Annotated in this window: 18 protein-coding genes and 3 tRNA genes; 11 read left to right on the top strand and 10 right to left on the bottom strand. The window is 57.7% G+C overall.

Features of this window, described 5'->3' with window-relative positions:
- Positions 1–56 precede the first annotated feature (56 nt).
- Entirely contained in the window at positions 57–818 is a 762-nt protein-coding gene (gene xni / locus OQV00_RS04885; protein WP_004867019.1) for a flap endonuclease Xni, read from the top strand.
- 53 nt (positions 819–871) lie between these two features.
- Here the strand turns inward: xni and fucO are convergent, their stop codons facing one another.
- Both fucO and fucA read right to left on the bottom strand, forming a co-directional pair.
- A complete protein-coding gene (fucO, locus tag OQV00_RS04880) occupies positions 872–2,020 on the bottom strand; it encodes a lactaldehyde reductase (RefSeq protein WP_266279922.1) in 1,149 nt (382 codons plus the stop codon).
- Positions 2,021–2,045: 25 nt separating this feature from the next.
- Entirely contained in the window at positions 2,046–2,693 is a 648-nt protein-coding gene (gene fucA, locus OQV00_RS04875) for an L-fuculose-phosphate aldolase (protein ID WP_004867024.1), read from the bottom strand.
- Positions 2,694–3,295: 602 nt separating this feature from the next.
- Here fucA and fucP point away from each other — a divergent pair.
- The 5 genes from fucP (at position 3,296) to fucR (ending at position 9,127) form a co-directional block, all read left to right on the top strand.
- Positions 3,296–4,606 carry an L-fucose:H+ symporter permease gene (fucP, locus tag OQV00_RS04870; RefSeq protein ID WP_004867025.1) on the top strand — a complete coding sequence of 437 codons (1,311 nt, stop codon included), beginning with the start codon at positions 3,296–3,298 and terminating at the stop codon, positions 4,604–4,606.
- Between the two features lie 30 nt (positions 4,607–4,636).
- Positions 4,637–6,412: an L-fucose isomerase gene (gene fucI / locus OQV00_RS04865; protein WP_048023713.1), complete on the top strand. Its 1,776-nt coding sequence runs from the start codon at positions 4,637–4,639 to the stop codon at positions 6,410–6,412.
- Between the two features lie 99 nt (positions 6,413–6,511).
- Positions 6,512–7,930 carry an L-fuculokinase gene (gene fucK, locus OQV00_RS04860; RefSeq protein ID WP_004867030.1) on the top strand — a complete coding sequence of 473 codons (1,419 nt, stop codon included), beginning with the start codon at positions 6,512–6,514 and terminating at the stop codon, positions 7,928–7,930.
- Between the two features lies 1 nt (position 7,931).
- A complete protein-coding gene (fucU, locus tag OQV00_RS04855; protein ID WP_004867032.1) occupies positions 7,932–8,354 on the top strand; it encodes an L-fucose mutarotase in 423 nt (140 codons plus the stop codon).
- A gap of 56 nt (positions 8,355–8,410) precedes the next feature.
- The gene (gene fucR / locus OQV00_RS04850) at positions 8,411–9,127 is read left to right on the top strand and encodes an L-fucose operon activator (RefSeq protein WP_004867034.1); all 717 of its coding nucleotides are present in this window, start codon (positions 8,411–8,413) and stop codon (positions 9,125–9,127) included.
- Positions 9,128–9,190: 63 nt separating this feature from the next.
- Here fucR and rlmM read toward each other — a convergent pair whose 3' ends face one another.
- Genes rlmM through gcvA form a run of 3 tightly spaced genes read right to left on the bottom strand, consistent with a single transcriptional unit; the run spans position 9,191 to position 11,616 of the window.
- Positions 9,191–10,291 (bottom strand): 23S rRNA (cytidine(2498)-2'-O)-methyltransferase RlmM, encoded by a 1,101-nt coding sequence (gene rlmM / locus OQV00_RS04845; RefSeq protein WP_004867036.1) that lies wholly within the window; start codon positions 10,289–10,291, stop codon positions 9,191–9,193.
- Positions 10,284–10,679: a DUF423 domain-containing protein gene (locus OQV00_RS04840; protein ID WP_004867038.1), complete on the bottom strand. Its 396-nt coding sequence runs from the start codon at positions 10,677–10,679 to the stop codon at positions 10,284–10,286. Before OQV00_RS04840 ends, rlmM begins: the two co-directional genes overlap by 8 nt.
- Before the next feature lie 19 nt (positions 10,680–10,698).
- Positions 10,699–11,616: a glycine cleavage system transcriptional regulator GcvA gene (gene gcvA / locus OQV00_RS04835; protein ID WP_015585849.1), complete on the bottom strand. Its 918-nt coding sequence runs from the start codon at positions 11,614–11,616 to the stop codon at positions 10,699–10,701.
- A gap of 443 nt (positions 11,617–12,059) precedes the next feature.
- Here gcvA and csdA point away from each other — a divergent pair, with 443 nt between their 5' ends.
- Positions 12,060–13,265 carry a cysteine desulfurase CsdA gene (gene csdA / locus OQV00_RS04830; protein WP_004867041.1) on the top strand — a complete coding sequence of 402 codons (1,206 nt, stop codon included), beginning with the start codon at positions 12,060–12,062 and terminating at the stop codon, positions 13,263–13,265.
- Positions 13,265–13,696, top strand: a complete 432-nt coding sequence (csdE, locus tag OQV00_RS04825; protein WP_266279918.1) for a cysteine desulfurase sulfur acceptor subunit CsdE — start codon at positions 13,265–13,267, stop codon at positions 13,694–13,696. The genes csdA and csdE overlap by 1 nt, the downstream gene beginning before the upstream one ends.
- Positions 13,697–13,906: 210 nt before the next feature.
- Here the strand turns inward: csdE and tcdA are convergent, their stop codons facing one another.
- Positions 13,907–14,725 (bottom strand): tRNA cyclic N6-threonylcarbamoyladenosine(37) synthase TcdA, encoded by an 819-nt coding sequence (tcdA, locus tag OQV00_RS04820; protein WP_004867045.1) that lies wholly within the window; start codon positions 14,723–14,725, stop codon positions 13,907–13,909.
- Between the two features lie 133 nt (positions 14,726–14,858).
- Positions 14,859–15,956 (bottom strand): murein transglycosylase A, encoded by a 1,098-nt coding sequence (mltA, locus tag OQV00_RS04815; RefSeq protein ID WP_004867047.1) that lies wholly within the window; start codon positions 15,954–15,956, stop codon positions 14,859–14,861.
- 215 nt (positions 15,957–16,171) lie between these two features.
- On the opposite strand from mltA, the gene OQV00_RS04810 reads away from it, so the two are divergent.
- The 3 genes from OQV00_RS04810 to OQV00_RS04800 all read left to right on the top strand — a co-directional run bounded on the left by OQV00_RS04810 (position 16,172) and on the right by OQV00_RS04800 (position 16,498).
- Positions 16,172–16,248, top strand: a tRNA-Met gene (locus OQV00_RS04810).
- Positions 16,249–16,298: 50 nt separating this feature from the next.
- Positions 16,299–16,375: transfer RNA gene (locus OQV00_RS04805), tRNA-Met, on the top strand.
- A 46-nt stretch (positions 16,376–16,421) separates the two neighbouring features.
- Positions 16,422–16,498 (top strand) — tRNA-Met (locus tag OQV00_RS04800).
- Positions 16,499–16,718: 220 nt separating this feature from the next.
- Here the strand turns inward: OQV00_RS04800 and cobS are convergent.
- The 3 genes from cobS to OQV00_RS04785 are packed head-to-tail and all read right to left on the bottom strand — an operon-like array spanning position 16,719 to position 19,521.
- A complete protein-coding gene (cobS, locus tag OQV00_RS04795) occupies positions 16,719–17,462 on the bottom strand; it encodes an adenosylcobinamide-GDP ribazoletransferase (protein WP_004867049.1) in 744 nt (247 codons plus the stop codon).
- Positions 17,459–18,004, bottom strand: coding sequence for a bifunctional adenosylcobinamide kinase/adenosylcobinamide-phosphate guanylyltransferase (gene cobU / locus OQV00_RS04790; protein ID WP_004867051.1), 546 nt, complete (start codon positions 18,002–18,004; stop codon positions 17,459–17,461). Before cobU ends, cobS begins: the two co-directional genes overlap by 4 nt.
- Positions 17,998–19,521, bottom strand: coding sequence for a cobyric acid synthase (locus OQV00_RS04785; RefSeq protein WP_201165455.1), 1,524 nt, complete (start codon positions 19,519–19,521; stop codon positions 17,998–18,000). Before OQV00_RS04785 ends, cobU begins: the two co-directional genes overlap by 7 nt.
- Positions 19,522–19,608 lie beyond the last annotated feature (87 nt).

Raw genomic sequence — 19,608 nt, 5'->3', positions numbered from 1 at the left:
ACCCTTAAGGTTCTGTGAATAAGGGCCGGTTTCGACAGGCTCGCCTGGAGGTATCTGTGGCCGTTCATCTGTTAATTGTCGACGCACTCAATCTGATCCGCCGTATTCATGCGGTGCAGGGATCCCCCTGCGTTGACACCTGCCTGCACGCGCTGGAGCAGCTCATCGTTCATAGCCAGCCAACCCATGCCGTGGCGGTTTTTGATGACGAAGATCGCGCACACGGCTGGCGACACCAGCGCCTGCCGGAATACAAAGCCGGACGCGCGCCCATGCCGGAAACCCTCGAAGCCGAAATGCCCGCCCTGCGCGCGGCCTTTGAGCAGCGCGGGATCCGCTGCTGGGCTTTAGCAGGCAACGAAGCGGATGACCTCGCCGCCACGCTGGCAATCAAAGTCGCCCATGCCGGACATCAGGCGACGATCGTCTCTACCGATAAAGGCTATTGCCAGCTGCTGTCGCCGACGATTCTGATCCGCGACTACTTTCAGAAACGCTGGCTGGATGCCCCTTTCATCGCCAAAGAGTTTGGCGTCACGCCGGAGCAGCTGCCTGATTACTGGGGGCTGGCGGGGATCGGCAGTTCTAAAGTCCCGGGCGTGGCGGGGATTGGCCCAAAGAGCGCGGCACAGCTGTTAACGGAGTATCAGGATCTGGAGGGCATCTATGCTCAGTTGGCGAAGGTGCCTGAAAAATGGCGCAAAAAACTGGAAGAGCATAAAGAGATGGCCTTTACCTGCCGCGAGATAGCCCGCCTGCAGACCGATTTACAGCTCGACGGCAATTTACAGCAGCTGCGGCTGGCCCCCCAGGCATAAACAAACTGACAGGGCGATGCCGGCATCGCCCTGTGCAGTGACCGCCTGAGGCACTACCACGCGGTGTGATAGAGGGTAATAATCTCCTCCAGGCTGGCCTCCCGTGGATTCCCCCCGGTACAGACATCAGCAAAAGCCGCTTGCGCCAGCGCCGGAATATCCTCTTTACGGACCCCGACGTCACGCAGATGCGGGGGAATACCGACATCGCGGTTAAGACGGAAGACGGCATCAACGGCGGACTGGCGCGCCTGCTCCAGACTCACGCCATCCACCTTCTCCCCCATCGCGCGAGCGATATCGCGGAACTTCTCGCCGCTGAAGTCGGCGTTGTAGCGCATCACGTGGGGTAACAAAATGGCATTCGCCACGCCGTGCGGCGTGTTGTAAAACGCCCCTAAAGGATGCGCCATACCGTGCACCAGCCCCAGCCCGACGTTGGAAAATCCCATGCCGGCAATGTACTGCCCCAGCGCCATCGCTTCCCCTGCCTGACTATCGCCGGCTACCGAATCTCGCAGCGCGCCGGCAATCACCTCAATGGCTTTAATATGTAGCGCATCGGTCAGCGCCCATGCCGCCCGCGTGATATAGCCTTCAATCGCATGGGTCAACGCATCCACGCCGGTCGCGGCTTTTAACGCCGGCGGCATACCGTCCATCATATCGGCATCGATAAAGGCCACCTGAGGGATATCATGCGGATCGACGCAGACGAATTTACGCCGCTGCGCTTCATCGGTTATCACATAGTTAATGGTCACTTCCGCCGCGGTTCCTGCGGTGGTCGGAATGGCCATGATCGGTACCCCCGGATTGCGGGTCGGCGATAGCCCTTCCAGGCTACGCACGTCGGCAAACTCCGGGTTAGCGTGGATAATGCCGATCGCCTTGCAGGTATCCTGCGGCGAACCACCGCCAATCGCAATCAGGTAGTCGGCGCCGCTGCGTTGAAACACCCCGAGCCCCTCCTGCACCACGGCAATCGTCGGATTAGGGATCGCGCCGGAAAACATCTCCCAGGCCAGGCCCGCGTCATCCATCCTGCGCGTCACCTTGCCGACCACGCCGCACTGCGCCAGATTCTTATCCGTGACTATCAGCGCTTTGTGATACCCCCGACGGATCGCTTCATCGGCTAACGCCGCCACCGCTCCCCGGCCGAACCATGCCGTCTCGTTTAAAATCATTCTGTTCGCCATCGTCGCCTCCCGCTCGCTTTGCGAATCACTCTTCGATACGTAACCCGTAGGTTTTGAATTTTTCCAGTACGATGGCAATGGCCTCGTCGTCCAGCACCGGAACAGGATCGACGATCGCCAGGGTACTGAGATAGAGCTGCGCCAGAACCTCGACCTCATGCGCCAGCCACAGCGCTTTTTCCAGATTCTCTTCGCAGGCAATCAGGCCATGGTGCTGCAGCAGCGTCGCTTTGCGGTTTTTTAACGCCACGGCGACAAACTCTGACAGCTCGCGGGTCCCAAAGGTGGCGTATGGCGCACAGGGAATGGAGTTCCCCCCGGCAGCAGCAATCATGTAGTGGATCGCCGGGATCGGGCGATTGAGGATCGATACCGCCGTGCAGTGCACCGCGTGATTATGCACCACGGCCTGTGCATCGGGCCGGGTCTGGTAGGCGGCCATATGAAAACGCCACTCGCTCGACGGCAGTTTCCCCTGCTCGTGCTGACCGTTGGCATCGATCCACACGATGTGAGATTCAGTGAGTTTTTCATAAGGAATACCCGTCGGCGTAATCAGCATTCCCCCGTCATAACGCACGCTTACGTTCCCGGCGGTGCCCTGATTCAGCCCCAGCCGGGTCATTTCCAGGCAGGTATCAATAATCTGCCGCGCCAGTCTGTTCCGTTCCATTTATTTACCTCTCTCAGCAATTCAACCCCGGGCCAACAGAACCGCTTTCGCGTTGCTTTCCGGCCGTGTTGAGTCAGTTTTATATTTACTGGCTATCATCATATTGAATAATCAGAAGGGAATTTACATTCGCGTATTCTGTGACCGCCATCAATTAATTACCCTGTTTTAATCAGGTCGCAATCTTTTTCCGTCGTGAAAAATGCCCGTAATTATTTTTCTTGCTCTAAACGGGCAATTTAGCTTGTCATTTAACAACTGACCGTTTTCACCACAATAAATTAAATCGGGCAACGTCGCTGTGGCTTTTAAATTAATTTCACTCAAACGGTCATTGTTTTACAGAAATTAAAGTGATAGCAATCACATAAAACCACCGTTATTGGGCGAAGTGTGACCGTTATCATATTAAAAGACCTTTTTTATTTGAAAATGACCTCATGAGTTCATTCACACACCCCTAATTATTCAAGAGACGCTGTTGCGGCGGGCTGAGAATAACGAGGACGTCGGCACAGGAACTCACCCGGTTGACGGTCTGGTGAGTCATGCCAACCGCACGCCTGAAATGCTGAACACGCTTCTGAACTGATGAGGATGCTATGGGAAATACAACAATACAAACGCAGAGTTTTCGCGCGGTGGATGTCGGTCAACGTCAGCGCTACATTATTCCATTCGCCTTGCTGTGCTCATTATTTTTTCTTTGGGCTGTCGCCAACAATCTCAATGATATTTTGCTACCCCAGTTTCAACAGGCCTTTACATTAACTAACTTCCAGGCGGGTCTGATTCAGTCGGCATTTTATTTTGGTTACTTTGTCATTCCGATCCCCGCCGGAATATTGATGAAAAAACTCAGTTATAAAGCCGGAATAATTACCGGGTTGTTTTTGTATGCGTTCGGCGCCGCGTTATTCTGGCCCGCCGCAGAAATTATGAATTATACTTTATTTCTCATCGGACTTTTTATTATTGCCGCCGGTCTCGGGTGTCTTGAAACGGCAGCAAACCCTTTCGTCACGGTATTAGGCCCGGAAAGCGGTGGCCACTTCCGTCTCAATCTGGCGCAAACCTTTAACTCTTTCGGCGCCATTATTGCCGTTGTATTTGGGCAAAGTCTTATTTTGTCTCATGTGCCACATCAATCGCCGGAGGTGCTCGATAAAATGGCGCCCGAGCAGCTCAGCGCCTATAAACACAGCCTGGTCTTGTCGGTCCAGACCCCGTACATGATTATCGTCGCCGTGGTGCTGCTGGTCGCTCTGCTGATTATGCTGACAAAATTTCCGGCGCTGCAAAGCGACGACCACAATGAAAGCGAACCCAGCTCCTTCGTGGCCTCATTCAGCCGCCTCGCCCGCATTCGCCACTGGCGCTGGGCGGTCCTGGCGCAGTTCTGCTACGTCGGCGCGCAAACCGCCTGCTGGAGCTATCTGATCCGCTATGCCATTGAAGAGATTCCCGGCATGACCCCAGGTTTCGCCGCCAACTACCTGACCGGCACGATGGTGTGCTTCTTTATTGGCCGCTTTAGCGGGACCTGGCTTATCAGCCGCTTTGCCCCGCATAAAGTCCTTGCCGCCTACGCCCTGCTGTCGATGGTGCTGTGCCTGATCTCCGCCCTGAGCGGCGGGCATATCGGCCTGCTGGCTCTGACGCTGTGCAGCGCGTTCATGTCCATTCAGTACCCGACCATTTTCTCGTTGGGGATCAAGAATCTGGGACAGGACACCAAATACGGATCGTCGTTTATCGTCATGACCATTATTGGCGGCGGGATCGTCACGCCGGTGATGGGCTTTGTCAGCGATGCCGCCGGCAACATCCCCACCGCTGAACTGGTTCCGGCCCTGTGCTTTGCCATCATCTTTATTTTTGCCCGTTTCCGTTCACAAGCGGCAACGAACTGAACATTTTCCGAATAACGTGAGGAGTCTGTAATGAAAAGAATCAGCTTACCAAAAATTGGTATTCGCCCGGTGATTGACGGACGTCGGATGGGGGTACGCGAGTCGCTGGAAGCGCAGACCATGAATATGGCAAAAGCCACCGCCGCGCTGATTAGCGAGAAGCTCCGTCATGCCTGCGGCGCGCAGATCGAGTGCGTGATTGCCGACACCTGCATCGCCGGTATGGCGGAATCCGCCGCCTGTGAGGAGAAGTTCAGCCGCCAGAACGTCGGCGTGACGATCACCGTCACCCCTTGCTGGTGCTACGGCAGCGAAACCATCGACATGGATCCGCTGCGCCCGAAGGCCATCTGGGGATTTAACGGCACGGAGCGCCCCGGCGCCGTCTATCTGGCCGCCGCGCTGGCCGCCCACAGTCAGAAAGGGATCCCGGCGTTCTCGATCTACGGCCATGATGTCCAGGATGCCGACGACACCACCATCCCTGCCGACGTTGAGGAAAAGCTGCTGCGTTTTGCCCGCGCCGGGCTTGCCGTTGCCAGTATGAAAGGGAAAAGCTATCTCTCCGTGGGGGGCGTTTCGATGGGCATCGCTGGCTCCATCGTCGACCATAACTTCTTTGAATCCTGGCTGGGGATGAAGGTCCAGGCGGTTGATATGACCGAACTGCGCCGCCGCATCGACCAGAAAATCTATGATGAAGTTGAGCTGGAAATGGCGCTGGCCTGGGCGGACAAAAACTTCCGCTACGGCGAGGACCAGAACGCGCAGCACTATAAGCGCGATGAAGAACAGAGCCGCGCGGTGCTGAAAGAGAGCCTGCTGATGGCGATGTGTATTCGCGACATGATGCAGGGCAACGAGAAACTGGCAGAAAAAGGGCTGGTCGAGGAGTCGCTGGGCTACAACGCCATCGCCGCCGGCTTCCAGGGCCAGCGCCACTGGACCGATCAATACCCGAACGGTGACACCGCCGAGGCGCTGCTCAACAGCTCCTTCGACTGGAACGGCGTGCGTGAGCCTTTTGTCGTCGCCACCGAGAACGACAGCCTCAACGGAGTAGCGATGCTGATGGGCCACCAGTTGACCGGTACCGCGCAGGTGTTTGCCGACGTGCGCACCTACTGGTCGCCGGATGCGGTTGAGCGGGTGACCGGTCAGCCGCTCACCGGGCTGGCGGAACATGGCATTATTCACCTGATTAACTCGGGCTCCGCCGCGCTGGACGGCTCCTGCCAACAGCGGGATGAAGAAGGCAAACCAACGATGAAACCGCACTGGGAGATTTCGCAGAAAGAGGCGGATGCCTGCCTGGCGGCAACCGAATGGTGTCCGGCGATTCATGAATACTTCCGCGGCGGCGGCTACTCTTCACGCTTCCTGACCGAAGGCGGCGTGCCGTTTACCATGACCCGCGTCAACCTCATCAAAGGTCTGGGGCCGGTGCTGCAAATTGCCGAAGGCTGGAGCGTCGAGCTGCCAAAAGCGATGCACGACCAGCTGGATGCCCGCACCAACTCCACGTGGCCCACCACCTGGTTTGCCCCGCGCCTCACCGGCAAAGGCCCGTTTGCCGACGTCTATTCGGTGATGGCCAACTGGGGGGCTAACCATGGCGTGCTGACTATCGGCCACGTCGGCGCTGACTTTATTACCCTCGCGGCCATGCTGCGGATCCCGGTCTGCATGCATAACGTGGAAGAGGGCAAAATCTACCGGCCATCCAGCTGGGCCGCCCACGGCATGGATACGGAAGGCCAGGATTATCGCGCCTGTCAGAACTACGGCCCGCTGTATAAACGTTAATGCGGCTTTGCCCGGTGGCGCAAGCTTACCGGGCCTACGGGCACATCAGCCGTAGGCCGGATAAGCGCAGCGCCATCCGGCGACGTTTATGGAGTTATTATGAAAAATGAAGTCATCCTCGTCCTCGACTGCGGCGCCACTAACGTGCGGGTTATTGCCGTCGACCGTCAGGGGAAAATTGTCGCCCGGGCCTCAACCGCCAACGCCAGCGAGCGCGCCGCGGAGAACCCCGCGTGGCACCAGTGGTCGCTGGAGGCTATTCTGCAACGCTTCGCCGACTGCTGTCAGCGCCTCTCGGCCGAACTGGCCGCGTGCCGGATTCGCGGCATCACGGTGACCACCTTCGGCGTTGACGGCGCGCTGGTCGATGAGCACGGCGCACTGCTCTACCCGACGATCAGCTGGAAATGCCCGCGCACGCTCGCGGTGATGGAGAACATCGGACGGCTGATTGCCCCGCAGCGCCTGCAGGAGATCGCCGGCGTCGGGGCATTCAGCTTCAATACCCTGTATAAACTGGTGTGGCTGAAGGAACATCACCCGCAGCTACTGGCAAAGGCGCACGCCTGGCTGTTTATCTCCTCGTTGATCAATCACCGTTTAACCGGGGCCTTCACTACCGATATCACTATGGCAGGCACCAGCCAGATGCTGGATATTCATCAGCGGGATTTCAGCCCCGAGATTCTGGAGGCTACCGGGATACCGCGTCGTCTGTTCCCTACGCTGGTCGAAGCGGGAGACAGGATAGGTTCGCTCCGCTACGATGCCGCCGCGCGGCTGGGACTCCCCGCCGGCCTCCCGGTGTTCTCCGCCGGTCACGACACGCAGTTTGCGCTGTTTGGCGCCGGTGCCCAGCAGGATGAACCGGTGCTCTCCTCCGGAACCTGGGAAATCCTGATGGTACGTACTGGCGAGGTCAACACCGCCTTGCTTAGTCAGTATCCCGGCTCAACCTGCGAGCTGGACAGCCGGGCCGGGCTGACAAATCCCGGGATGCAGTGGCTGGCCTCCGGGGTGCTGGAGTGGGTTCGTCAGCTGCTGTGGACGCCCCAGACGCCCTGGCAAACGCTGATTGATGAGGCGCGGCTGATTCCCGCCGGCGCAGAAGGCGTGAAGATGCAGTGCGATCTGCTGGCCTGCCAGAATGCGGGCTGGCAAGGCGTCACGCTCAATACGACCCGCGGCCATTTTTATCGCGCGGCGCTGGAGGGGTTAACCCGCCAGCTGAAAAATAACCTGCGCACCCTGGAAAATATCGGCCACTTTAAGGCCAGAGAACTGCTGCTGGTCGGCGGCGGCAGTCGCAACGTGCTGTGGAATCAAATCAAAGCCGACATGCTCGAGATACCGATTAAGGTGCTGGATGACGCCGAAACCACCGTGTCAGGGGCTGCGATGTACGCCTGGTCAGGCGCCGGCGAGTTTGCCAGCGCCGGGCAGGCCCGCTCACAGGTCCACTATCAGTACCGCTACTTCTACCCGCAAACCGAACCCGAACTGTCAGAGGGAGTATGAAATGTTAAAAACGATCTCTCCGCTCATTTCCCCTCAACTCCTCAAGGTCCTGGCCGAGATGGGCCACGGGGATGAGATTATTTTTTCTGATGCGCACTTCCCGGCCCACAGCATCGGGCCTCAGGTGCTGCGCGCCGATGGCCTGCAGGTTAGCGATCTCTTACGCGCGGTCATTCCGCTGTTTGAGCTCGACAGCTATGCACCGCCGCTGGTCATGATGGCGGCAGTCGAAGGCGATACGCTCGACCCGCAGGTGGAAATGCGCTATCGCGACGCGCTCTCACCACAGGGTCCCTGTCCGGATATCGTCCGTATCGATCGCTTTGCCTTCTATGAGCGGGCGCAAAAAGCCTTTGCGATCGTTATCACAGGCGAACGCGCTAAGTACGGGAATATTCTTTTAAAAAAAGGGGTAACGCCGTAATCTCATGCCGGAGCGTCCGCCTGATGCGGACGCTCATCGAATGACAGGGTGAGAACATGAAAGCGGCACGCCAGCAAGCGATAATAGACCTGCTGATCAACCATAGCAGCCTGACGACGGAAGCCTTATCGCTACAGCTCAACGTCAGTAAAGAGACGATTCGTCGCGATCTGAGCGAGCTACAATCGCGGGGAAAAGTGCTGCGTAACCACGGTCGGGTCAAAATCATTCATCGGGAAAGCCAGGACAGCGGCGATCCTTTCCATATTCGCCTCAAAAGCCACTATGCCCATAAAGCGGATATCGCCCGCGGCGCCCTGGCCTGGATTGACGAAGGAATGGTGATTGCCCTCGACGCCAGCTCCACCTGCTGGTATCTGGCCCGCCAGCTGCCGGATATCAACCTGCACGTCTTTACCAACAGCCAGCCGATTTGCCAGGAGCTGAGCAAACGCGAAAACATTCAGCTCACCTGTTCCGGCGGCACGCTCCAGCGCAAATATGGCTGCTACGTCAGCCCTTCGCTGATCTCTCAGCTCAAATCGCTGGAGATCGATCTGTTTATTTTTTCCTGCGAAGGCATCGATAGCCACGGCGCGCTGTGGGATTCAAATACGGTGAACGCCGATTTTAAATCGCTGCTGCTCAAACGCGCGGCGCAATCGCTACTGCTGATCGACAAAAGTAAGTTTAATCGTTCGGGGGAGGCCAGTATTGGTCACCTGGATGATGTGACACACATTCTTTCGGATGCGCAGATAGCGGCAAAATAGCCGGCGAGGCAAGAGAGAAGAGAGCCCGGATAACGAAGCCGTTATCCGGGACGCGACGCGGGCTTAGCGTTCGTCGCGACGACCGCCAACGGCCGCCCACAGGCGACGGACGTGAACGGTCACCTCTTCACGATCGTGATACAGCTGGCGCGCCTGGATCTGGGCATTAATCCCGTGTTCATCCAGCTGCTCCTGGATATAGGCGAGGTTGCGCGACAGCTCTTCATAGCGCTTTTTCATCGGCAGCTTAAGGTTAAAGATGGTTTCCCGGCACCAGCCGTTCACCAGCCATTGCGCCATCAGCGCCGCCACTTTCGCCGGTTTCTCCACCATATCGCACACCATCCACGAGATGTTGTTGCGCGTTGGGCGATACTTGAAGCCATCTTCACGCAGCCAGGTCACCTGCCCGGTATCCATCAGACTCTGCGCCATCGGGCCGTTATCCACGGAGGAGACCCACATGTTGCGTTTCACCAGCTGATAGGTCCAGCCGCCGGGGCAGGCCCCCAGATCCACCGCATACATCCCGTTGCCCAGACGCTCGTCCCACTCATCTGCCGGGATAAAGACGTGAAACGCCTCTTCCAGCTTCAGCGTAGAACGGCTCGGCGCATCAGACGGGAACTTCAGACGCGGGATCCCCATATAGAACGGCGAGTTGTTGGTGGTGTACGAGTAACCGGTATAGCAGCAGCCGGGGGCAATAAAGAACACATGCACTACCGGGCGCTTCGGCGTTTCATAGTTGGTGAGCACGCCCGCTTCACGCAGCGCAGCGCGCAGCGGAACCGTCAGTTTACGGCAGAACTTCATCAGCTCTTTGCTTTCATTGGTATCGGCCACTTCCACCCGCAGATCGCCGCCCTTCTCGACCACGCCCTGCAGCATCCCGACAATCGGCGTGATGCGATCTTCCGGCGGCAGGTCGCGCAGCAGTTCACCGGCCACAAACATCTGACGGGCGAAAACCAGCGAGCTGAACGGCAGTTCACGCACCAGTTTGTCGCCATCTTCCATCTGATAGCATTCAAAAATGACATAGCCAGAGTCTTCTTTCACTCGGGCAAAACCAAACACCTCAAGGCGGGAGGCCTTATCGGTAATTTCTGCTGCGCACTCCTTCTCAAACCCGGGGCGACAATAGAGGACAACCTTATTCATGAACAACGCCCTTACGTTTCAGACGAATTGCACCAATTAACATTAAAACCCAACCGGCGAGGAAGCTCACGCCTCCTACCGGCGTTACGAACGCCCACAGGCGTAAATGCGACAGCGCCAGGCAATAGAGACTGCCGCTGAACAAAACGGTACCGAGCGCCATAAAGACGCTGCTCCAGTAGAACCAGATACTGATACGGCGCTGCATCGCCACCGCCAGACCAAAAATAGCCAGCGTATGGAAGGCCTGGTATTCAAGCCCGGTATGAATCCAGGCCATTTCCGCCGCGCCTAACGTCCGGCTTAATACGTGCGCGCCAAAGGCGCCCAGAGCAACAAAGACGAAACCGCTTATCGCGGCAAATATCAGCATAAATCGGCTGGTCATGTTTTTACCCTACAATCATTTATTGTTCGTAACGAAAACGAAATTTTTCTTGTTCGCTCGCCGCTTTCGCCAGTATCCATTGTCGGAAGGCGGCTATTTTACCCAGTTCAGCCTGACTGTCATGACAAACGAGATAAAACGCATTCTTACTGACCAGAACATCATTAAACGGGCAGACCAACCGGCCGGCCTCGATTTCGGACTGGGACATCACATTATTGGCCAGTGCGACCCCTTGCCCGTGAATAGCCGCCTGCAGCACCATCGCGCTGTGGCTGAAAATAGGCCCCTGCTGCACATTAATATGGCTTAGACCAAGCTGACGGGTATAAGTTTGCCAGTCGCGGCGGGAAGCATCGTGCAACAGCGTATGTTGCGCCAGATCCGCAGGTGTTTTCAATGCTTTGTCACCGGTCAGCAGCGCCGGCGAACAGACGGGCAGCAGATATTCGGCGTACAATTTTTCGACGCGCAGACCTGGCCAGTTGCCGCGGCCATAGAAAATCGCCACGTCGACGTCATCCGCCAGTTTGTCTTCCTGACGGTCCACGGCCTGGATTCTGACATCAATCCCCGGATAAGCTGAGTTAAAGCTTGAGAGTCGCGGCACCAGCCACTGGATCGCAAAACTGGGCAATAAACTCACCGTTAAGGCCCCTTTCGCGCTTCGCGCCTGCAGTTTACGCGTCGCCTCGGTCAGCTGCGAAAAAATCTCTTTAATATCCTGAAAATAGCTCTGGCCTTCTTCCGTCAGCAGCAGCGATCGATTGCGGCGGCGAAACAGCTTCAGCCCTAGAAAATCCTCTAGTGACTTGATTTGGTGACTTACTGCGGCCTGCGTCACAAAAAGCTCATCTGCTGCGCGAGTGAAGCTTAAATGACGTGCGGCTGCATCAAAAACACGTAATGCATTCAGGGGCGGTAATCGCTTTGACATGGTTATTCTGGCTTAGATGTTAAGGCATTTTAACAAACAGGAAACAACAGTTAACCTATTAGTTTTTTTTATCTGAGCCATTATAATTTGTCCGTTGAGGTTCTACCAGCAAATACCTATAGTGGCGGCACTTCCTGAGCCGGAACGAAGAGCTTTTTTTGGAATGCGTGTTCCAACAAGCTTTTGGCTTACGGTTGTGATGTTGTGTTGTTGTGTTTGCAATTGGTCTGTGTTTGCAGACCATGGTAGTTAAGCTACCCTTTTCACTTCCTGTACATTTACCCTGTCTGTCCATAGTGATTTAATGTAGCACCGCAACAAGCGGTGCTTTTTTTTGCCTGTCTGCCGCCGCGCTGACCAGAATCTCCCCCTCTCTTCCTTTCGCCAGCCTTGCCCTGATGACTAAATTGCGCGACGATCGTCGTATTGCAACGAGGAACTCCATGAACGCATTCAATCCTGCTCACTTTCGCGCCCAGTTTCCTGCGCTGGCCGATGCCGGCGTTTACCTTGATAGCGCGGCGACGGCGCTGAAGCCGCTCGCCACGATCGACGCCAGCGACCAGTTTTACCGCCTTAGCGCGGGCAACGTTCATCGTAGCCAGTTTGCCGCCGCGCAGCGCCTGACTGAACGCTATGAAAATGCCCGTGAGCGCGTGGCGGCGCTGCTGAATGCCCCGTCCGCGAAAGATATCGTCTGGACGCGCGGCACCACCGAAGCCATCAATATGGTGGCGCAGAGCTATCTTCGCCCGCGCCTGCGGCCCGGCGATGAAATCATCGTCAGCGAAGCGGAGCACCATGCCAACCTGGTTCCCTGGCTGATGGTCGCAGAGCAAACCGGTGCCCGGATCGTGAAGCTGCCCATCGGAGCCGATCGCCTGCCCGACGTCGCCCTCCTGCCTTCTCTTATTACGCCGCGCAGTCGGCTGCTGGCCATCGGCCAGATGTCCAACGTGACCGGCGGCTGTCCGGACCTGGCGACGGCAATCCGCCACGCACACGACGCCGGAATGGTGGTGATGGTTGACGGTGCTCAGGGGGCGGTGCATTTTCCCGCCGACGTTCAGCGGCTGGATATCGATTTTTATGCGTTTTCCGGCCATAAGCTGTACGGGCCCACGGGAATTGGCGCGCTGTACGGCAAAAGCACCCTGCTGGATGCCATGTCGCCGTGGCTCGGCGGCGGCAAAATGATTACTGAAGTCACGTTCGAAGGTTTTAAAACCCAGCCCGTACCCTATCGTCTGGAGGCCGGGACGCCAAACATTGCCGGCGTCATTGGCCTGAGCGCGGCGCTGGAGTGGCTGGAAGAGACCGATATCGCCCAGGCCGAAAGCTGGAGCCGTAGCCTGGCGACGCTGGCGGAAGATGAGCTGGCGAAGCGGCCAGGCTTTCGCTCCTTCCGCTGTCAGGAGTCCAGCCTGCTGGCGTTTGACTTCGCCGGCGTACATCACAGCGATATGGTAACCCTGTTGGCGGAGTCGGGTATTGCGCTGCGTGCCGGACAGCACTGCGCCCAACCGCTGCTGGCGGCCCTGGGCGTTAGCGGTACCTTGCGCGCCTCGTTTGCCCCCTATAATACTCAGGATGATGTTTTCGCGCTGGTTCATGCCGTTGACCGCGCCCTGGAAATACTGGTGGATTAATGACGACTTCTCACCCTTTTGGTACCCGCATCACCGCAGAGACCTTACGCCAGACGTTTATCCCGCTCAGCCAGTGGGAAGATAAATACCGCCAGCTGATTTTATTGGGTAAGCAGCTGCCTGCGCTGTCGGATGACCTGAAAGAACGGGCGAAGGAGATTGCCGGCTGTGAAAACCGCGTCTGGCTGGGCTATAGCGTTGATGCTGACGGTAAGCTGCACTTCTTCGGCGATAGCGAAGGCCGGATTGTGCGCGGTATGCTGGCGGTGCTGTTGACTGCCGTTGAAGGGAAAAGCGCCAGCGCGCTGCTGGCACAGGATCAGCTGACGCTGTTTGATGAGCTGGGGCTACGCGGTCAGCTGAGCGCCTCGCGCAGTCAGGGGCTGAGCGCGCTGAGCGCAGCGGTGCTCGCCGCCGCCCGCGAGGGGTAATTTCTCTTTTAACCTCCCCCGGTGGCGCTACGCTGACCGGGGCTACAAGTTCGATGCAACCGGCAAGCCCGGACAGCTGCGCTGCACCACCTTCGGGAAACCCAGTTCAAGACCTGCAACCCCCGGTGGCGCTGCGCTGACCGGGGCTACAGGCTACAGTCGGCGCCATACCGTCGCCCGGGCAAGGATTGACCCCGCTGCCCGGGAGAGTTACCCGGCAGAAGCCGCCTCACGCTCCGCCTTCGCCAGCATTTTCTTCAGCGCATGGGACACGGCGACAAAACCGAAGGTCGCGGTGACCATCGTCGCTGCGCCAAATCCGGAGGCGCAATCCATTCGTTTCGGGCCATCGGCGGTGCTCTTCATCGCGCAAACGCTGCCGTCGGCCTGCGGATAGACCAGCGCTTCGGTGGAAAAAACGCAATCCACGCCAAGCTTACCTTTGCTGTTCTTGACCACCCCGAACTGACTCTTCAACCGCTCGCGCAGCTTTGCCGCCAGCGGATCCTGAATAGTTTTCGCCAGATCGGCTACCTGAATCTGCGTCGGGTCGATTTGCCCGCCCGCGCCGCCGGTGGTCACCAGCGGCACCTTATAACGGCGACAGTAGGCGATTAACGCCGCCTTGGGCCGTACGCTGTCAATCGCATCGATCACATAGCTGAAGCCGACGCCGAGATACTCCGCGACGTTTTCCGGCGTGACAAAATCGTCCACGACCGTCACCCGACACTCGGGGTTAATCAGACGAATACGCTCGGCCATCACCTCGGCTTTCGCCAGCCCGACGTTGCCCCCCAGGGCATGAACCTGTCGGTTAGTGTTAGTGACGCAGACATCATCCATATCAATCAGGGTAATCGCGCCAATCCCGGTTCTTGCCAGCGCTTCCGCCGCCCAGGAGCCCACGCCGCCGATACCGACCACGCAAACATGCGCGTCGGCAAAACATTGCAGCGCTTTTTCACCATATAAACGCGCCGTGCCGCCAAAGCGTTGACGCCAGGCATCGCTGATTACAACAGACATAAAACCTCAGAATGCATCAGGGCCTGCCAGCGCAAGCCCCATCGTGCGAATAAAAGATCAATGCGACCGCCAGGCGCTCCCGGAGACGGCGCGTTGCGCCGGTCCGGGCGACAAAATATCAGACGGAAGCGCGTTAACCGCTAAAGACGTTGCCGGCGCCCGGGGCATTTTTCAGCACCCAGACGCGACCATAGTGGTTATACCAACCGGCACGGTGACCGGCATCTGCGCCGATCCCCTGGTAGATATCGAAGTGCTGGCCTTTAATCGCCCCACCCACATCCAGCGCAACCATCAGACGCAGCTCGTACTGCCCGTTAAACTTGCCGTTATTATCCAGCAGAGGTACTTCCGCCAGCAAGGTCGTTCCCGGCGGAATAATGCTGCGGTCAGAAGCCACCGAGGCGCGACCAATCAGTGGCACCGCGCTGGCGCCTTTTACCGGGGCAAAGGACTGCGGTTTAAAGAAGACGAACGACGGGTTCTGTTCAAGCAGCTCGCGAACTTCGGCTTCACTATGTTTCTCGCCCCATTCACGGATCGCCTGCATCGACATATCTTCTTTCTTCACTTCACCGCGATCGATCAGGACCTTACCAATGCTGCGATACGACCAGCCATTTTTCCCGGCATAGCTAAAGAAGTTCAGCGGAGAGCCGTCGCCAAAATCGATATAGCCGCTGCCCTGCACGTCCATAATAAAGTTGTCCATCAGCGAATTGCTGTAGGCCAGAATATAGTCGTCGCTCAGGGCGCCGGCATAAATGCTGGCGCGGGACGGCAGCTTACCGCGCTTCGGCGGCATGCGATAAATCGGGTACTGGAATTCGCCCTGGCGAGTATGGCGCGCCTGCACCACCGGAGTGTAGTAACCGGTGAACTGAACGTTGCCATAGCTATCGGCCCCCTGCATCTGCCAGGCATCAATGCCGAACTGGCTCAGGGTGCGGGTATCGCCACCGGCGCGCAGCCACTCCTGCAGCGCGTTATAGACGTTGCTCTGGCTATTATAAAGGCGCGGTGAGGCGCTGCGAATCTGACGGACCTGCTCGGAGAAGTCCCCGGCGTTAATCGGCGAACCGACCGCATCAGGCTGGTTAACCAAAGAGAACGGCTGGGTAAACTTCCCTTCATTATACTGCTGACCGCGATCGGTCGGTTTTGAGGAACAGGCGGCGAGCATCGCCAGCATTGCTCCCGTCGCTATATACTTTGCCCAACATCCTTTCATGGTATCTCTTCTTTATGCTGCTTAGTCGCGGTTCGTGATGAGGGAAGATAACAAACCCCCAGGGCTATTGAAATGCGCGAAAGCACCACAAATACAATCTTGCTCAAAAAACAAGCCGAAAGTGGTTCTTTATACACCATTTATTACAAATTTGATGATTTTACTGAAAAAGGGTTGCATCAAAACGCGAGCGGAGTATAGTGCGCTTCCACGGACGCGGGGTGGAGCAGCCTGGTAGCTCGTCGGGCTCATAACCCGAAGGTCGTCGGTTCAAATCCGGCCCCCGCAACCAATTAAAATCAGATAGCAGTAAGCTTTACTCGATGGAAGAGTAAAGACGGACGCGGGGTGGAGCAGCCTGGTAGCTCGTCGGGCTCATAACCCGAAGGTCGTCGGTTCAAATCCGGCCCCCGCAACCAATTTAAAATCTGATGCATAATTTACTCGATGAAGAGTAAAGACGGACGCGGGGTGGAGCAGCCTGGTAGCTCGTCGGGCTCATAACCCGAAGGTCGTCGGTTCAAATCCGGCCCCCGCAACCAACACAATGAACACCCTGACGGGTGTTTTTTTGTTTCTACGTACCGGTCACGGTCACGCCAGCAATACTCTCTACTCTTCTTCCCCGCCGCCAGTCAGGCGCGATGGATACCCGTCACGTTAATACTGACCTTTTCTTACCACGATGATGTCAGATGCGCCATCGCCTCCCCTTGCGGAGCGGAAATGGCGCACGATGCTAAACATGGCAAATAGCCGGACTTACAGCAGCGCCAGCAGGAAAATCAGCTCGCCCAGCTCAATCGCCGCCCCCAGCGTGTCGCCGGTTTGCCCGCCCAGGGTGCGTTTCAGCAATTGCCCAAGAACAAAAATGGCCACCACGGCGATCCCCAACGCCGCCACGCCGTGCATGCCGGGTAGCAGCATGGCGGCCAGAATTGCCGCTACGCCTAGCGTCACGCAGGTTTGTCGCCCGCTTACTTTGCCGATAAATACGTTACCCAGACCTTCTTCGCGGGCGTAACGATGGCGATACATCAGCAGCACGGCGACGCCACGTCCGGCGGCACAGGCGGCCGCCAGCGCGGCCAGCACCGACGTTCCACGCAGCGCCAGCTCGCTGACAACCAGCACTTTTGCCAGTAATACAAAAATGAGCGCCAGCCCGCCGTGGGTCCCCAGTCGGCTGTCGCGCATAATCTCCAGCATCCGTTCCCGACGCCGGGCGGAAAAAACGCCGTCGCAGGTATCGGCGAGGCCATCGAGGTGAAAACCACCGGTCAGCAGCGCCAGCGCTAAAATGCTAAACAGCGCCGCAAGCGGAAGACCACACCAGGATTGAACGGCAAGAAATACCAGCCCGCTCAACCCTCCCAGCAGCGCCCCGACCAGCGGGAAAGTGACGATTCCCCGGACATACCGATCGATCTCCAGCCCCTGCGACCAGCGATCCGGCACCGGTAAGCGACTGAGAAAAGAGAGCGTAGCCCAGAATAATTTGATCATTTAATTTTGACTCCAATACCTGATACCACCAGCCAGACCTCATCCGCTGCCGCAGCCAGGCGCTGGTTAACCCGGCCGGCAATATCGCGAAAATGCCGCGCAAGGCGGTTTTCCGGGACAATCCCCATCCCCACTTCATTGGTGACCAACACCACTTTTGCCGGGCAGCGCTGGCACGCGGCAATCAGCGAGTGGATCTCCTCGTCTATGATCCGCTCCATTGCTGCATAATCCCAGTCGTCCGGGGAGCTCTCGCCCCCCTGAGCAAACAACATGTTGGTCACCATGGTCGTCATACACTCCAGCAGCACGGCTTCTTGCGGATCGTTACGCGGCGTAATGACCTCATCGAGATGGTGCCAGCGTTCGACGGTGCGCCAGTGCGCCGGGCGGCTATCGCGGTGGTGCTGGATCCGCTGCGCCATTTCGTCATCCACGATCTGCGAGGTCGCGAGATACAAAACCTGCGGTGAATCGGCGATGAGCGCCTCGGCGTGGCGGCTTTTCCCGCTGCGGGCGCCGCCGGTAACCAGAATCAGCATGATGGCTCCTGATGCTGCTGCATGATGTGGTAAATCTTTTCGATATCAATATGCTGGCGCATGGCGTCGGCCAGGATATCGAACTGTTGCGATTTGTATTGCGCATAGTGAAGAGTGGCATTCAGCGCCTCCAGCCCTTTGCGCCGACGCAGGCCGTTGACCAGCGCGCGGGTGAAATCATCGCTGTCGAACAGGCCGTGCAGATAAGTGCCGAATACGAGTCCGTCATCCGTCATTGCGCCATCCGCCGCCAGCTCACCCTGTTTCTCCAGCTGCATCAACGGACGACAGCTCCCGTTAAGAGTCGTTTTCCCCATATGAATTTCGTAACCTCGCACCCGCAGAGCAGACGCTCCGGCCAGCCAGTCCGGCAGCGCGTTCGCCATTGTCGCCTCGACCTGAGTGGTGGTTTTATGTCGGGCAAACTGCGTCACGGTATTGAGCAGACCGAGGCCGGGCTGCGTCCCGAGGCCGGATTCCACCTCATCGACAATTGTCTCGCCCAGCATTTGATAGCCGCCGCAGATCCCCAGCAGCGGAATCCCCTGCTGATGCGCCTGCAAGACGCCCGCCGCCATCCCACAGTCGTGCAGCCACTGCAGATCGCCCAGCGTATTTTTACTGCCGGGCAGGATAACCAAATCGGCCTGCGCCAGCTCCTGCGGGCGTCTCACGTAGCGCACGCGGACATCCGGCTGCGCCGCCAGCGCGTTGAAATCGGTGAAGTTTGAGGTATGGGGAAGCTGCACGACCGCGATGTCGATCTCGCGCTTCGCGGTGCTCAGATACTTCCCTTTCTGCAGCGCCACGCTATCTTCATCCTCCAGATCGACCTCCAGCCACGGCAGCACTCCCAGTACGGGGACTCCGGTTAATGCTTCGATCTGTTCGATTCCGGAATAGAGTAGCGCGATGTCGCCGCGGAATTTATTGATGATCACCCCTTTCACCCTGGCGCGCTCCTGCTCCTCAAGCAGCGCCAGCGTCCCGTAGATCGCGGCAAAGACGCCCCCTCTGTCGATATCGGCAACCAGGATCACCGGGCACTGCGCCATCTCCGCCATCCCCATATTGACGATATCGCGATCGCGCAGGTTGATCTCCGCCGGGCTACCGGCCCCTTCCAGCACCAGCACATCATACTCCTGCGCCAGGCTGCGGTAGACCGAGAGGATCTGTTCGCGCAGGCGCGGTTTATACTCGTGGTAGCTCACCGCATCCATATCGGTCGCCACTTTGCCCATCAGCACCACCTGAGCTTTCAGGTCGCTGGTGGGTTTCAGCAAGACAGGATTCATCCGCACGTCGGGTTCGATACCGGCGGCTTCGGCCTGAAAGATCTGCGCCCGGCCCATCTCTTTACCGTCTGCCGTGATCCCCGAATTAAGCGCCATATTCTGCGATTTAAACGGCGCCGTACGCCGGCCATCCTGATAAAAAATGCGGCATAAACCGGCCACCAGCACGCTTTTACCCACATCGGATGCCGTTCCCTGCAACATGATTGCCTGCGTCATGAGGCCTCCTCGTTCGCGTTTTCTCGCATTATTCTCCCATCCTGCTCTGTTTTATGCTGCTACTGCCCCGCTGCCAGAAGGCCATGC

Source organism: Klebsiella sp. DY2415 (genome assembly GCF_026314315.1).
Classification (GTDB): Bacteria; Pseudomonadota; Gammaproteobacteria; order Enterobacterales; family Enterobacteriaceae; genus Klebsiella; species Klebsiella ornithinolytica.
The sequence above is the reverse complement of the archived record's forward strand: the minus strand, read 5'-3'. Positions and strand labels throughout refer to the sequence as shown.

Excerpts from the sequence above, each read along its gene's own strand:
- fucO (WP_266279922.1), bottom strand. The coding sequence starts at position 2,020 with ATGGCGAACAGAATGATTTTAAACGAGACGGCATGGTTCGGCCGGGGA.
- fucA (WP_004867024.1), bottom strand. The coding sequence starts at position 2,693 with ATGGAACGGAACAGACTGGCGCGGCAGATTATTGATACCTGCCTGGAA.
- fucP (WP_004867025.1), top strand. The coding sequence starts at position 3,296 with ATGGGAAATACAACAATACAAACGCAGAGTTTTCGCGCGGTGGATGTC.
- fucI (WP_048023713.1), top strand. The coding sequence starts at position 4,637 with ATGAAAAGAATCAGCTTACCAAAAATTGGTATTCGCCCGGTGATTGAC.
- fucK (WP_004867030.1), top strand. The coding sequence starts at position 6,512 with ATGAAAAATGAAGTCATCCTCGTCCTCGACTGCGGCGCCACTAACGTG.
- fucU (WP_004867032.1), top strand. The coding sequence starts at position 7,932 with ATGTTAAAAACGATCTCTCCGCTCATTTCCCCTCAACTCCTCAAGGTC.
- fucR (WP_004867034.1), top strand. The coding sequence starts at position 8,411 with ATGAAAGCGGCACGCCAGCAAGCGATAATAGACCTGCTGATCAACCAT.
- rlmM (WP_004867036.1), bottom strand. The coding sequence starts at position 10,291 with ATGAATAAGGTTGTCCTCTATTGTCGCCCCGGGTTTGAGAAGGAGTGC.
- OQV00_RS04840 (WP_004867038.1), bottom strand. The coding sequence starts at position 10,679 with ATGACCAGCCGATTTATGCTGATATTTGCCGCGATAAGCGGTTTCGTC.
- gcvA (WP_015585849.1), bottom strand. The coding sequence starts at position 11,616 with ATGTCAAAGCGATTACCGCCCCTGAATGCATTACGTGTTTTTGATGCA.
- csdA (WP_004867041.1), top strand. The coding sequence starts at position 12,060 with ATGAACGCATTCAATCCTGCTCACTTTCGCGCCCAGTTTCCTGCGCTG.
- csdE (WP_266279918.1), top strand. The coding sequence starts at position 13,265 with ATGACGACTTCTCACCCTTTTGGTACCCGCATCACCGCAGAGACCTTA.
- tcdA (WP_004867045.1), bottom strand. The coding sequence starts at position 14,725 with ATGTCTGTTGTAATCAGCGATGCCTGGCGTCAACGCTTTGGCGGCACG.
- mltA (WP_004867047.1), bottom strand. The coding sequence starts at position 15,956 with ATGAAAGGATGTTGGGCAAAGTATATAGCGACGGGAGCAATGCTGGCG.
- cobS (WP_004867049.1), bottom strand. The coding sequence starts at position 17,462 with ATGATCAAATTATTCTGGGCTACGCTCTCTTTTCTCAGTCGCTTACCG.
- cobU (WP_004867051.1), bottom strand. The coding sequence starts at position 18,004 with ATGCTGATTCTGGTTACCGGCGGCGCCCGCAGCGGGAAAAGCCGCCAC.
- OQV00_RS04785 (WP_201165455.1), bottom strand. The coding sequence starts at position 19,521 with ATGACGCAGGCAATCATGTTGCAGGGAACGGCATCCGATGTGGGTAAA.